Consider the following 15363-nt stretch of genomic DNA (forward strand, 5'->3'; position numbering starts at 1 on the left):
CATTACGGATATAGAAAGGCTCTGGAAAAAAATGGAATTATCCAAAGCATGTCCAGAAAAGGAAATTGCTTAGATAACGCCTTGGCCGAAAGCTTTTTTGGTATTATGAAGACAGAATTGCTGTACAGAGAGAGCTTTGAAACTGCAGAAGAATTTATCACTTCGTTAAAAGAATATATTCATTACTACAACAATAAAAGAATAAAAAACAGGTTAAATGGAAAGAGCCCGGTGGAATACCGAGCTCTCGTACAAAAAACTTAATTTTGAATCTGTCCAACTTTTTGGGGTCACACCAATATTTAAATTTGGCAGCTTTTATTTTATACAACCCCTATGCTTCACCCAAAAACCTTAATATCCATTGTTGGCCCTACTGCAATTGGCAAAACAGCCTTGGCTATTCAACTGGCGCAACATTTTGGCACAGAAATTATTTCTGCCGATTCTCGCCAGTTTTTTAAGGAAATGGAAATCGGAACGGCAAAACCAGATGCTACCGAATTAACGGCGGCGAAACATCATTTTGTTAACTCTCATTCTGTTTCACAACTATTTAGCACAGGTGATTTTGAAATAGAAGGTTTAAGAACGCTCGATCGAATTTTTAAAGACCACAACCTGGCCATTATGGTTGGAGGTTCGGGTTTATATGTAAATGCCTTAATTAATGGCTTAGATGAAATGCCAGATATTGATTTAGCGATACGCGAAAAACTGAATAAACAATTTGAAGAAGAAGGATTAATAAGTATCCAAAAACAGCTGGCAACCTTAGATCCGGAATATTTCGCAAAGGTAGATCAACAAAATCCACAGAGAATGATCAGGGGTTTGGAGGTATTTTTATCAACGGGCCAAAAACTTTCGTCAATGCTTTCGGCAACAAAAAAGGAAAGACCATTTAATATAATCAAAATCGGGTTAAATACTGATCGCGCTGTTCTATACAACCGAATTAACCGAAGAGTTGATAAAATGATTGCTGATGGCTTAGTAGATGAAGTAAAATCGCTCATACCGTTTAAAAAATACAATGCTTTGAATACGGTAGGTTATAGTGAGCTTTTCGATCATCTAGACGGAAAATTATCTCTTGAGAATGCCGTTGCTGCAATTAAACAAAATACACGTCGCTTTGCTAAACGCCAACTTACCTGGTTTAGAAGAGATGAAGAGATCAATTGGTTTGAGCCTATTGAAAAAGAAAAGGTAATCAATCTCATCAACGACAGACTAAAATGAAAAGAGGTCCTAACAGCGTTAGAACCTCTTTAAAGTATAAAAAACCTTTTTAATTAATTCGGAAATTTTACACCTCTATATTGTGTAATATCAACCGTTGGAATGGTAGAGCCATATTTAGCATTAATGGCATCAATAAACACATTTGCAATTACTGCATTTCCACGCGGTGTTAAATGAATACCATCTAAAGAGAATGCGCCCCCAGTAATAAATGAAGCGTTAATACCAACACCCTGAACATTAATACCAGTTTTAACCTGATTAAAATAAGCATAAGTATCTGCAATGGCTAAACCTTTGCTTGTGGCTAAAGATTTAATGCTGCTATTATAGCTATTTACATAATCTTTCACTTTAATTACTTCATCCTTATCCAATACCCATTTATTTTCGATTGGATTTAAGGGGTGCAAACCATAAGGAATGCCAGAACCATTTGGTTTTCCAAATATGCCTTCTGATTGAAACGGCAAACGGATTAAATCTTCAGCAGTTGCAGGCCTTACCGCACCTGTTCCTGTTTGAATATAAATAGATGACGCTGCAGGATTAATTGCTTTAGCCGCATTTAATAAAGCTGCTACGGTAACCGTATTAAAATAAGGAACAGCAGTTACATCAGGAATAGTACCAACTATACCTTTTTGGCCACCAGCAGTTAAGGCATTTAAAAAATTAGCATACAAAGAAGAGAAGGTAACCTTATCGGTTAAAGTGGTAGTTGGATCAGTAGATACCGTAACCGCTCCATTTAAAGCATAACCCAATACATCATTATTTCCAAGCCAAAGCGAAAAAAAAGTATGATTTCTTCCTTGAATAAACTGAAAATAATTGGTTTTACCTACCTGGGCATCTGGCAACAAACGCTCGAAATAAGGATTTGCAGCACTGAAAGTAAGTGTTGGATCGAAGGCTAAATCAACACGCATGCCCGGAATGCCTAAGTTTTGGATTTCGCCATTGTATTTATCTAAATGCTTCGCTGCATCTCTTATAGCCAGTTTATCAATTACAGGAGTTAAAGTTGGCGTACCATTAACCAATGCTGTTAAAGAAATATAACCTGAGCCATTTGAATGCTCTTCACTAAAAAACGGAGAGGTAAATGCCCCACCACCTACCGTAGCCATTTTGGCGGCAATTAAGTTTGGATAAGCAACTTTTTGTCCTTCCAAATATAAGCCACCATCGGCATATCCGGAAGTTAAAGAGTTACCTATTGCAATGTATTTACTAAAATTAGCTTGTCCGGCGGTTGTACCTGCAGGCGTTTCTATTTCGGGTTTACAGGCTGCTGCAAAAAGGATGATAGCAGCAACGAAACTATTTAATATATATTTTTTCATTTAAATTTCTCCTACCATTTATAAGTTAACGAAATACCTGGTGCATAAACCAAAGTTTTAAAGGTACCATCCAGGCCCGTTTCAATATTCTTTTGTTTACGCGATTTAACATCTTCAAAAAAGAACGATGCATTAACTTCGAAATGGCGGGTTGGAGTGTAACCTAAACCAGCACTTAAAATGTATCGGTCAGCATCAGGAGCTTCGGGTGTTACGTATCCATCCTGTACTGGAGAAAAAGCATAACCAACACCTGCTCTTAATGCTAATTTTTCTGATGCCTGGTGGTTAATACCTAATTTAAACGAAGATCCATCACGATAATTGCGTGCTGATTTTGTATCAACGAGCGCAGGTGTATTGGTAGCATAATCAAAAGACAAATCCTGATAAATATGCCATTGTACCCAACTTGCATCAAAAGCTAAAACTGTACTTTTTGACAATGGAATACCTATACCTAAACTTGTGGTTGCTGGCAAAGGCAATTCGGCGTTAAAGGTATTTCCCGCTGGAAAAGATCCTTCTAATGACTTTGGAACTTCAAATTCTGCTGAACCACCATCAAGTTTTGTAATTACTTTCGATTTATGTACGAGTGCAAAAGAGATATTGCTTAATGTTTTGATATATAGACCCGCATTCCATCCATAACCTGTTCCGGTGCCATCTAAGGTTGCTTTTCCCGAACGGCCGTCAGGAAAATTTACAGGAATGGCTCTTTGAAGATTTACATCGCCATGGTTATAAACAAAACCCGCACCGATACCAATACGATCGGTAATTTTTATACTTAAAGTTGGTTGAAAATAGATTGCTTTTAAATTTAATGAGGTTAAAGCATACTTACCAGACCAATTATCGCCCCAATCTACTAAACCGCCGAAAGGTGTGTACACACCTAAGCCTAACTTCCATTTATTTGATTTTGGTCCCCAAACGGCATAAAATTCGAAAGGAGGAGCAATTTTGTTCTTCACATCCTCTGTAACATTCGAACCTGTTTGTTTAAAAGCTGATTTGAATAATAATGGGTTTACGCCTGCTGAAACTGAGTTTTTCTCTAAGAAAGTTACTGCACCTGGATTGTAAAATACGGAAGCCTCATCTAAAGCCAATGCAGAACCTGCACCTGCCATACCAATTTGTTTCTGTCCTTGTAAATTAACCTGGAAACCCTGCCCCAAAACCCACAGTGGGGCAGAAAGTAATGCGCTCAATAAAATTTTTCTCATCTATATATGGTTAAATAACAAATATATGCTATGCTAACATAGCAAACAAACATTTGTTTGTAAGATTTTGAATAGTCTTACGCCTGAGCGGTTGGTCCGCCGAAGCCCATAGGAAAAGGTGGTTCTTCTTGAGTTTTAATACGTCCGTTTACGGCTTCGAATTTCTGAATATTATCTTCTAATGCTGCTAACAGACGCTTTGCGTGTTCTGGAGTTAATATAATCCTTGATTTCACCTTTGCCTTCGGAATTCCCGGCATTACACGGATAAAATCTAATACGAATTCGGTATTAGAATGGGTAATAATAGCTAAGTTAGAAAAAATTCCTTCAGCGATTTCTTCTGATAGCTCTATGTTTAATTGATTCTCGTTTTGTTGTTCTTCCATAATAGCTCAAAAATAAAAAATTCCGCTGCTTAATAGCGGAATTTAAAATATAATGTTTGAAATAAAATTAAATTTTAGAGTTCTTTAAAAAGTTATTTTTCTAAAAAATCTACCTCCGCAATAGCCAGTGCTTTTTATTACCTGCAATAGCCTTTGCTTTTACTTGTATATATTTTGCTGAAATTCTTTTCTTGAAATAATGTGTCCGCGATGTTGGATCGTTAATTAAATTACCAAACCCAAAAGTTTCGGCATCTTCCCAGTTTTTCCCATCATTACTGATTTGGAGTACTCCTTTTTCAAGCATTCCATCTTGGTAAGCAATTAAATAATTGGCACTATCGGTATTTTGCCAGGCTTTGCCCTTTAATGTACTGTAGGTGTTGGTTTGAGGATTAAACCATTTCAAATTGTTATCGCTTTGGGCATAACTCAATTCGCAATACACCAGGCAGATCATCAACCCTACAAAAAAGCATTTGGTTTCATCTATTATTTGTTTAGCAGCGGTTTTACGCGTTTTAAAATTTCATCTGCAGTAACAGTTGATAATGATTTTAAGTTGAAATTTTCTAAGGCTTTATTCAATTCCTCAAATGCTGCTGTATTTTTATTTTTGGTATAAAGTGCCTGCAGTAGCTTAATTTTCTCAAAATCCTGTCCGCCTTCTATCATTTTTTCGAACCTGACAGAGGTTAAAGGTCCAGGATAAACCATATAGGTATCGCCAGCTGGCCAAGCAGTAAAACGGGTATCGGTCAATGGACTCTTTGTCCAGCTATTGTAGGCCCAGCGCAAATAGCCGTCCATATTTTTATGGGCGGTGTACCAACCCATCCATACCTGTTCTGCAGGCGAAGAGAAACTGAATGCATTTGGGTAAGGTTCGGTACAGCAAGTATACCAGGTGCTGGTTTTACCTTGCTCGTTACGTTTTTGCAACACATCGGCAGGAAATTCCCATTTTGAAGCAATGCAATAATTATCGATGTCTTTTTCAATTTCCTGATGGTATTCACCAGCTAAAGCAAGTTTCCATTTTGGATCAATACTTTTTAATAGTTTAATTACAGCCTGCATAGCCTTCATCGGGCGCTCATCCATAGCGATATAGGTTTTCTCGAACCAGTTCTTAGCTTTTAAATGTTTGGTAAAATCGGTAAGCATATTCTTCCAAAAGGCATCGTAACCAGGAGTACCAATGGCTTCTGTAAAAACAGCTTCTTTCTGTGTACTTTCATCCCAATAGGTAAAAGCAATTTTCCACGGCACCATGCTGTAGCAACTAATGCGCTGATTTATGCCAGTGGTCATTACAAAAGCAATGTACTTATCAAATAGGCTGTAATCGTAAAGCCAACTGCCATCTTTTTTCTTTGTCCATTTGATTAAGCTTGGATAGTCATCAAAGGTTTGATGCCCCCAGGGTTCGTTTACAATACTTGCTGTAATTGTTTTCTGTCCGGCATTGGCCAACATGGTGTAATATGGTTTCATTAAAACAAAATGTTCGTCGCTCCATAATTTTACGTTATGTGCCCGGGCAATAGCAGCAGGGTGCTGCCATAAATCTAAATCGTATTTCCACTCACTTGGAGGTGGTAAAGTTTTATCGAGTACCTTGATTTTGATTGGCAAATTGTATTCCTCTTCCCCTTTAATTTTGACCGTTCCTGAGTAATTTCCAGCTTTTACATTAACAGGAACTTTTATACTTAACCAAACTGGTTGCGTATTTTTGGCATAAATAGCAATCTTGCTAATTTTGGTATCGATCAGGTCTGCCACATAAGATGAATCAAAATCTGCAGCTTTACGGTAGCCACAGCCATCTCTAAACTCGTCGGTAATTACATATTTAATTATACCTGAAGTAATGTTTTCTTTTTTTATGCTATTGCCTTGTTGATCTTTCAGATCAGAAACCTGTATACTGATGTTGGTATGCTTAGCTTTCGTCCACAGTAACAACTGCGTATGTACTTTTTCCCCTTTCCAGGCAGCAGTATTCCATATATTTTGAATTGAAATGGCTGGAGGTACCTCTTTTGCAAACCTGAGGTTGCTATTAGCAAAACTAATATTTAATCCTTCAGAGGCATTATTCCACTCCTTATTTATAGTTTCACTATCTGGTAATTTTGCCTTTTGTAAGGCCAGACTAACATCCTGAGCAGCGCTTGTTAAACCCAAACTCACTAATAATATCACTGATAAAAACTTCATAAACCTAAGTTAATCAAACCTATTAGAATAAGATTAAGTGATGAAGAAGGTGCCTCTACGCAAACGTTTGACGGACTGTAACAAAATGGATAGATTCTTTAAAACAAAAAGCCCCCTGAATAAAAATTCAGAGGGCTTAAAATTACTATTAAAATCTAAGCTTCTACTTCTTCTTGTTTCGAAGCTAATAATTTATCGTATTCTTCTTGAGAACCAACGATGATTCTTTCGTAACCACGAACACCAGTACCTGAAGGGATTAAGTGACCAACGATCACGTTTTCTTTCAAGCCTAACATATTATCGCGTTTACCTGCAATAGCAGCCTCATTTAATACTTTCGTAGTTTCCTGGAAGGAAGCTGCAGAAATGAACGATTTAGTACCCAATGATGCACGTGTAATACCTTGTAAGATAGAACTTGCAGTTGCCGGTCTTGCATCTCTAACCGTGATCTGTTTTAAATCTTTACGTTTTAATTGAGAATTTTCGTCTCTTAATCTACGTAATGAAACAATCTGACCTGGTTTGAAATCTGTAGAATCACCTGCATCTTCAACCACTTTCTTGTCATACATCGCATCGTTCTCGTCGGCAAAATCCCAACGGTCAACAGCATTGTTTTCTAAGAAAATAGTATCACCTGGATCTTCAATGTGAACTTTCTGCATCATCTGGTGAACAATTACCTCGAAGTGCTTATCGTTAATTTTCACACCTTGTAAACGGTAAACCTCTTGAATACCATTTACCAGGTATTCTTGAACCGCTGCAGGGCCTTTAATTGATAAGATATCGGCAGGAGAAATTGAACCATCTGATAAAGGCATACCTGCTTTTACAAAGTCGTTATCCTGAACAAGGATGTGTTTCGACAATGGAACCAGGTATTTCTTAACTTCACCATCTTTCGATTCGATTGTGATTTCACGGTTACCGCGTTTAACGCCACCTAAAGTTACCACACCATCAATCTCAGTTACTACAGCTGGGTTAGATGGGTTACGCGCTTCAAATAATTCCGTTACACGAGGTAAACCACCTGTAATATCTCGGGTTTTACCAGTTGCACGAGGAATCTTAGCGATAATCTGACCAGTTTGGATAGTCTCACCTTCATCAACTGAAACGTGGGCACCTACCGGAATGTTATAACCTTTGATGAATTCACCTTTCTTATCAACGATCTGAACTGAAGGGTTTTTAGTTTTATCACGTGTATCGATAATTACTTTTTCACGGTGACCAGTTTGCTCATCTGATTCTTCACGGAAGGTTACACCTTCAATAATGGCATCAAATTGTGCTTTACCGGCAAATTCTGATAGAATAACCGCGTTGTACGGATCCCATGAACAGATTTTATCACCTTTAGAAAGTTTATCACCTTCTTTTACGAACAAGAATGCACCGTAAGGAATGTTATTGGTTACAATGATACGTCCGGTTCCCGGCTCAACAATTTTGAACTCACCTGAACGACCCAATACCACCTGAACTGTTCCTTCTTCTGTTTGTGTATCAACAGTACGGATATTTTCGAATTCGATTACACCATCAAACTTAGCTACGATGTTAGATTCTGCAGCAATGTTTGATGCAGTACCACCCACGTGGAAAGTACGAAGTGTTAACTGTGTACCCGGCTCACCGATTGACTGTGCTGCAATTACACCAACTGCCTCACCTCTTTGAACGCGTTTACCAGATGCTAAGTTACGGCCATAACATAATGCACAAACACCACGTTTAGATTCGCAAGTTAATACTGAACGGATCTCGATACCTTCTAGTGGAGATTCTTCGATCAATTTAGCTACATCTTCGTTAATATCTTCTCCAGCACCTACCAATAAAGTGTTATCCAACGGATTGTACACATCATGTAGTGAAGTACGGCCTAAAATCCTGTCGTATAATGGCTCAACGATATCTTCCTGATCTTTTAAAGCGGTAGTATACATACCCCTTAAAGTACCACAATCGTTATCGTTAACAATCATATCCTGCGCCACATCATGTAAACGACGGGTTAAGTAACCCGCATCCGCCGTTTTTAACGCCGTATCTGCCAAACCTTTACGTGCACCGTGAGTAGAGATAAAGTACTCTAATACCGATAAACCTTCTTTAAAGTTTGATAAGATCGGGTTTTCGATGATATCGCCACCTGAACCTGATTTTTGAGGTTTCGCCATCAAACCACGCATTCCGCAAAGCTGACGAATCTGCTCTTTAGATCCACGTGCACCTGAATCAAGCATCATGTAAACCGAGTTAAACCCTTGGTTATCTGATGATAACTGAGTCATAACGAATGTAGTTAACCTGTTGTTGATACGGGTCCAGATATCGATGATCTGGTTGTAACGCTCGTTGTTGGTAATGAAACCCATGTTATAGTTGTTTCTTACCTCTTCAACCTCAGCTGCTGCCTGTTCTAATAAAGTATGTTTTTCTACCGGAATGTTTACGTCTTGTAAGTTGAACGATAAACCTCCCTGGAATGCCATTTTGAAACCTAATTCTTTGATATCATCCAAGAATTGTGAAGCACGGGCCATACCAGTCATTTTCACTACTTCACCAATAATATCTCTTAAAGATTTTTTGGTTAATAATTCATTGATATATCCAACTTCTTCAGGAACCATTTGGTTGAACAATACTCTACCTACAGTGGTTTCAGTTAATTTATTAACGATAGAACCATCGGCTTGTTTAACATTTACCCTTACTTTGATAAATGCGTGCAAGTCTAATTCTTTCTCGTTATAAGCAATAATAACTTCTTCCGGAGAATAGAAATTCGAATCCTGTCCTTTTACAACTCTAGTTTCATCTGTTCTGCGGCCTTTAGTAATATAATAAAGACCTAAAACCATATCCTGTGATGGTACTGTAATTGGCGTACCGTTTGCAGGGTTTAAGATGTTGTGTGCGGCCAACATTAATACCTGGGCTTCCAAAATTGCTGCGTTACCTAATGGTAAGTGCACAGCCATCTGGTCACCATCAAAATCGGCGTTGAATGCGGTACAAACTAATGGGTGTAACTGGATTGCTTTTCCTTCAATTAATTTTGGCTGGAAAGCCTGGATACCTAGTCTGTGTAGCGTAGGTGCACGGTTTAATAACACCGGGTGCCCTTTTAATACATTTTCTAAGATATCCCAAACTAATGGATCTTTTCTATCAACGATTTTCTTAGCAGATTTAACTGTTTTTACTACACCACGCTCAATCATCTTACGAATAATGAACGGTTTGTAAAGTTCAGCAGCCATATCTTTAGGAATACCGCACTCGTGTAATTTAAGGCTAGGCCCTACAACAATTACAGAACGAGCTGAATAATCCACACGTTTACCTAATAAATTCTGACGGAAACGACCTTGTTTACCTTTCAGGATATCTGAAAGTGATTTCAAAGCACGGTTACCTTCAGTTTTTACCGCATTAACTTTACGTGAGTTATCGAATAACGAATCTACAGCTTCCTGCAACATACGTTTCTCGTTACGTAAAATTACCTCTGGTGCTTTAATCTCGATCAAACGTTTTAAACGGTTGTTACGGATAATTACACGACGGTATAAATCATTTAAATCGGAAGTAGCGAAACGGCCACCTTCTAATGGTACTAACGGACGTAATTCTGGTGGAATAACCGGAACGATTTTAACAATCATCCACTCAGGGCGATTCTCGATACGTGTATTAGCTCCACGGAAAGCTTCAACAACCTGCAGACGTTTTAAAGCCTCATTTTTACGTTGTTGAGAAGTTTCGTTAGCTGCCTGGTGACGTAAATCATAAGATAAAGTATCTAAATCAATACGTTTTAATAAATCTTCTAATGCTTCAGCACCCATTTTGGCGATAAATTTATTAGGATCTTTATCGTCTAAATATTGGTTTTCTTTAGGTAATTTATCTAAAATATCTAAATATTCTTCTTCCGTTAAGAAGTCCATATAATTGATACCTTCTTCAGCCATTAAGCCTGATTGAATAACTACGTAACGCTCGTAATAGATAATTAAATCTAATTTTTTAGTAGGTAAACCTAATAAATAACCGATTTTGTTTGGTAAAGAGCGGAAGTACCATATGTGCGCAACAGGAACCACCAAAGCAATGTGGCCCATACGCTCACGACGTACTTTTTTCTCCGTTACTTCAACACCACAACGATCGCAAACAATACCTTTATAACGGATACGTTTGTATTTACCGCAATGACATTCGTAATCTTTTACCGGACCAAAAATACGCTCACAGAACAAACCATCACGCTCAGGTTTGTAAGTACGGTAATTAATGGTTTCTGGTTTCAACACCTCACCGCTTGAACGTTCCAAAATAATTTCTGGAGACGATAAGCTAATCGTGATTGATGTGAAATTGCTTTTTAATTTATTATCCTTTTTGTAAGACATATCTTTTTGTTTTTAGTAGCAAGTACTTAGTATCGAGTATCAAGACGGATAATCCAATCTTGATACTTGATACATTAATACTCAATACTTAGTCTAACGTAATATCTAAACCTAATCCGCGTAACTCATGTACCAATACGTTGAACGATTCTGGTACACCTGGTGTTGGTAGGTTTTCACCTTTAACAATGGCTTCGTAAGTTTTGGCTCTTCCGATTACATCATCCGATTTAACGGTTAAGATCTCCTGAAGAATATTAGCTGCACCGAATGCCTCTAATGCCCAAACCTCCATCTCACCAAAACGCTGACCACCGAACTGGGCTTTACCACCCAATGGTTGTTGTGTAATTAATGAGTATGGTCCGATTGAACGGGCGTGCATCTTATCATCAACCATGTGGCCTAATTTCAACATGTAGATAATACCTACAGTTGTAGTCTGATCGAAACGCTCACCTGTTAAACCATTGTATAAGTAGGTTTTTCCTGAAGCAGGAACTCCTGCTTTAGCGATCCATTCTTCCACCTCATCGTGCGTAGCGCCATCAAAAATCGGAGTTGCAAATTTAACACCCAATTCTTTACCGGCCCATGCCAATACGGTTTCGTAGATCTGACCAAGGTTCATACGTGAAGGTACACCCAGTGGGTTCAACACGATATCAACCGGAGTACCATCAGCTAAGAAAGGCATATCTTCATCACGTACAATACGTGCAACAATACCTTTGTTACCGTGGCGTCCCGCCATTTTATCACCTACTTTTAATTTACGTTTTTTAGCTACATAAACTTTTGCCATCTGTACGATTCCTGAAGGAAGCTCATCACCTACACTGATCGCGAATTTATCACGTTTGTAAGCACCAAGTTCTTCGTTAACACGGATACCGTAGTTGTGAAGCAACATTTTAATCATCTCGTTTTTATCATCATCAGTAGTCCATTTGTTAGGGCTAATGTGATTATAATCAAGCTCAGCTAAAATTTTCTGAGTAAATTTAGCGCCTTTAGCAACTAATAATTCTTTGTAAATGTTAAATACACCCTGAGATGTTTTACCGTTTACGATCGTGAATAACTTGTCAACTAATTCTGCTTTTAATTTCTCAGTGATATTGTTATATCCTTTGTCTAATTTCTCAATTGCTGATTTTTCCTCAGCTTTTGTAGTTTTCTTAGCACGGCTGAATAATTTGGTATCAATTACCACACCTTGGATTGAAGGAGGAGTTTTTAAAGACGCATCTTTAACATCACCTGCTTTATCACCAAAAATTGCACGAAGTAATTTCTCTTCCGGTGAAGGATCAGATTCTCCTTTTGGAGTAATCTTACCAATTAAAATATCACCTTCTTTTACATCAGCACCAATACGGATAATACCGTTTTCATCAAGGTCTTTAGTAGCCTCTTCAGAAACGTTCGGGATATCTGGTGTTAATTCCTCTTCTCCACGTTTAGTATCACGTACTTCTAATTCAAACTCTTCAATATGCAATGATGTGAAAACGTCATCACGAACAATACGCTCGTTAATTACAATCGCATCCTCAAAGTTGAAACCTTGCCAAGGCATGAACGCCACTTTCAGGTTTCTACCCAATGCTAATTCACCATTTTCAGTTGCATAACCTTCGCAAAGTACTTGTCCTTTAGTAACTTTCTGACCTTTCTTAACGATTGGTTTTAAGTTGATACAAGTATTCTGGTTGGTTTTTTTGAATTTAATTAAACGGTAAGTTTTGCTATCACCTTCAAATGAAACTAAACGATCATCTTCGTTACGCTCATATTTAATGGTGATTTCGTTAGCATCAACATACTCTACAACACCGTCACCTTCTGCGTTGATCAAAGTTCTTGAGTCACGTGCAACGCGACCTTCTAAACCTGTACCTACAATTGGTGCTTCAGGACGTAACAATGGTACGGCCTGGCGTTGCATGTTCGATCCCATCAAAGCCCTGTTCGCATCATCGTGTTCTAAGAACGGAATTAACGAAGCAGCGATTGATGTAATCTGGTTAGGCGCAACGTCCATTAAGTCTAATTTCTCAGGCTCAATAATTGGGAAGTCACCCTCGTAACGTGCTTTAACACGTGGTGTGGTAAAGTTACCTTTATCATCATACTCTGCATTAGCCTGAGCAATGGTTTTACCATCTTCATCTTCTGCTGATAAATAAATAACGTCTGAATCTACAACTACTTTACCATCTTCAACACGTTTGTATGGTGTTTCAATGAAACCTAAATTATTGATTTTTGCATGCACACAAAGTGATGAAATCAAACCAATGTTTGGTCCCTCTGGAGTTTCAATAGTACATAAACGACCATAGTGAGTATAGTGAACGTCACGCACCTCGAAACCGGCACGCTCACGTGATAAACCACCTGGACCTAAAGCCGATAAACGGCGTTTGTGCGTGATCTCTGCCAATGGATTTGTTTGATCCATGAACTGAGATAACTGGTTAGTACCAAAGAAAGAGTTGATAACCGATGATAACGTACGGGCGTTAATCAAATCAGTTGGTGTAAAAACCTCGTTATCGCGAATGTTCATACGCTCACGGATTGTTCTGGCCATACGGGCTAAACCAACACCAAATTGTGCGTACAATTGCTCACCTACCGTACGTACACGACGGTTAGACAAGTGATCGATATCATCTACCTCTTCTTTTGAGTTGATCAATTTGATCAGGTATTTTACAATTGCAATAATATCTGCTTTTGTTAATACTTTAACCTCATCAGGGGTATTCATTTTTAATTTACGGTTGATGCGGTAACGACCAACATCTCCTAAATCGTAACGTTTATCTGAAAAGAATAAACGATCAATGATACCACGAGCTGTTTCCTCATCAGGTGGTTCTGCGTTACGCAAAGCACGATAGATGTTTTCTACAGCTTCTTTTTCTGAGTTTGATGTATCTTTCTGTAATGTATTATATATAATGGTATAATCAGCCTGACTTGCGCCATCTTCTTTTGATAAGATGATGCTTTTTACGCCAGCTTCGATAACCATATCAATGTGTTCGTCTTCTAAAACGGTTTCTCTTTCAAGAATCACTTCATTACGGTCGATAGAAACTACCTCACCAGTATCTTCATCAACAAAATCTTCAACCCATTTTTTCAATACTCTTGCAGCCAGTTTACGACCGATGTATTTCTTTAAACCAGATTTACTAACTTTTACTTCGTCAGCAAGATCAAAAAGTTCCAAGATATCTTTATCAGAATCGTAACCGATAGCACGTAATAAAGTGGTAACCGGGAATTTTTTCTTACGATCGATATACGCATACATCACGTTATTAACGTCTGTAGCGAACTCGATCCATGAACCTTTGAAAGGAATTACACGGGCAGAATACAATTTGGTTCCGTTAGTGTGACGGCTTTGACCGAAGAACACTCCTGGAGAACGGTGTAATTGCGAAACGATAACACGTTCTGCACCGTTGATAACAAACGTACCTTTTGGTGTCATATACGGGATAGTACCTAAGTACACATCCTGGATAATGGTTTCAAAATCTTCATGTTCTACATCATTACAAGAAAGCTTAAGCTTTGCTTTTAATGGAACATTGTAGGTTAATCCACGCTCAATACACTCATGTATATCGTAACGTGGCGGATCAACAAAATAATCAAGAAACTCTAATACGAAGATATTTCTTGAATCTGTTATTGGAAAGTTTTCAGCAAACACTTTAAACAAACCTTCGCTAGAGCGATCGTCTGATGTGGTATCTATCTGGAAAAATTCTCTGAATGATTGCAATTGCACATCCAGAAAATCCGGATAGTCTATAATGTGCTTACTAGTTGCAAAATTTACTCTTTGTTCGACTGTCTTTGCCAATGGACTAAAAGATTTTAGTTTAAGAATAAACTATTTGTTTGGTTCAGATTTCAAACAGGCTCATTAACCAAACAAAATGAGATGTTTATAAACAGGTAAAGACACCGACATTTTCAGTCGGTGTCTACTACATTTTTAGCTTAGCTAAGTTAAGTGATTACTTAATCTCAACTACTGCTCCAGCTTCTTCTAGTTGTTTTTTAAGAGCTTCTGCTTCGTCTTTAGCAACACCAGCTTTTAATTCTTTTGGTGCTCCGTCTACTAAGTCTTTAGCTTCTTTCAAACCTAAACCAGTTAAGTCTTTAACAAGTTTTACAACTGCTAATTTCTGACCACCAGCTTCTTTTAAGATTACATCAAAAGATGTTTTTTCTGCAGCAGCAGCAGGTGCATCACCACCAGCAGCAGGACCAGCAACTACAGCAGCAGCTGCAGGCTCGATACCATACTCATCTTTTAAGATTTGAGCTAATTCATTAACTTCTTTTACTGTTAAGTTTACTAATTGCTCAGCAAACGCTTTTAAATCTGCCATTTTATTAAGATTTTAAAAATTTACGTGTGTAATAATTTTGTTTAATT

At 38.0% G+C, this 15363-nt stretch carries 10 protein-coding genes; 2 read left to right on the top strand and 8 right to left on the bottom strand.

The window, feature by feature from the left end; genetic code table 11:
- The coding region (locus EYS08_RS15205; RefSeq protein WP_208745862.1) for an IS3 family transposase at positions 1 to 264 on the top strand (264 nt) is incomplete at its 5' end.
- A gap of 72 nt (positions 265 to 336) precedes the next feature.
- Entirely contained in the window at positions 337 to 1245 is a 909-nt protein-coding gene (miaA, locus tag EYS08_RS15210; protein ID WP_131030853.1) for a tRNA (adenosine(37)-N6)-dimethylallyltransferase MiaA, read from the top strand.
- Between the two features lie 53 nt (positions 1246 to 1298).
- Here the strand turns inward: miaA and EYS08_RS15215 are convergent, their stop codons facing one another.
- The 8 genes from EYS08_RS15215 to rplL all read right to left on the bottom strand — a co-directional run bounded on the left by EYS08_RS15215 (position 1299) and on the right by rplL (position 15316).
- The gene (locus tag EYS08_RS15215) at positions 1299 to 2597 is read right to left on the bottom strand and encodes an SGNH/GDSL hydrolase family protein (protein WP_131030854.1); all 1299 of its coding nucleotides are present in this window, start codon (positions 2595 to 2597) and stop codon (positions 1299 to 1301) included.
- Between the two features lie 11 nt (positions 2598 to 2608).
- Positions 2609 to 3832, bottom strand: coding sequence for an OmpP1/FadL family transporter (locus EYS08_RS15220; RefSeq protein ID WP_131030855.1), 1224 nt, complete (start codon positions 3830 to 3832; stop codon positions 2609 to 2611).
- A 77-nt stretch (positions 3833 to 3909) separates the two neighbouring features.
- On the bottom strand, positions 3910 to 4221 hold the full coding sequence (locus tag EYS08_RS15225; protein ID WP_055914859.1) for a DUF3467 domain-containing protein: 312 nt from the start codon (positions 4219 to 4221) through the stop codon (positions 3910 to 3912).
- Positions 4222 to 4330: 109 nt separating this feature from the next.
- A complete protein-coding gene (locus EYS08_RS15230) occupies positions 4331 to 4681 on the bottom strand; it encodes a discoidin domain-containing protein (RefSeq protein ID WP_131030943.1) in 351 nt (116 codons plus the stop codon).
- A 32-nt stretch (positions 4682 to 4713) separates the two neighbouring features.
- Positions 4714 to 6447 (bottom strand): DUF4091 domain-containing protein, encoded by a 1734-nt coding sequence (locus EYS08_RS15235; protein WP_131030856.1) that lies wholly within the window; start codon positions 6445 to 6447, stop codon positions 4714 to 4716.
- A 155-nt stretch (positions 6448 to 6602) separates the two neighbouring features.
- The gene (gene rpoC, locus EYS08_RS15240) at positions 6603 to 10889 is read right to left on the bottom strand and encodes a DNA-directed RNA polymerase subunit beta' (protein ID WP_131030857.1); all 4287 of its coding nucleotides are present in this window, start codon (positions 10887 to 10889) and stop codon (positions 6603 to 6605) included.
- Positions 10890 to 10977: 88 nt separating this feature from the next.
- Positions 10978 to 14781 carry a DNA-directed RNA polymerase subunit beta gene (gene rpoB, locus EYS08_RS15245; protein WP_029279311.1) on the bottom strand — a complete coding sequence of 1268 codons (3804 nt, stop codon included), beginning with the start codon at positions 14779 to 14781 and terminating at the stop codon, positions 10978 to 10980.
- A 157-nt stretch (positions 14782 to 14938) separates the two neighbouring features.
- Complete coding sequence (rplL, locus tag EYS08_RS15250; RefSeq protein ID WP_010601097.1) at positions 14939 to 15316, bottom strand: 50S ribosomal protein L7/L12; 378 nt, start codon at positions 15314 to 15316, stop codon at positions 14939 to 14941.
- Positions 15317 to 15363: the final 47 nt, after the last annotated feature.

It is taken from the genome of Pedobacter kyonggii (genome assembly GCF_004310665.1).
Lineage (GTDB): Bacteria > Bacteroidota > Bacteroidia > Sphingobacteriales > Sphingobacteriaceae > Pedobacter > Pedobacter kyonggii.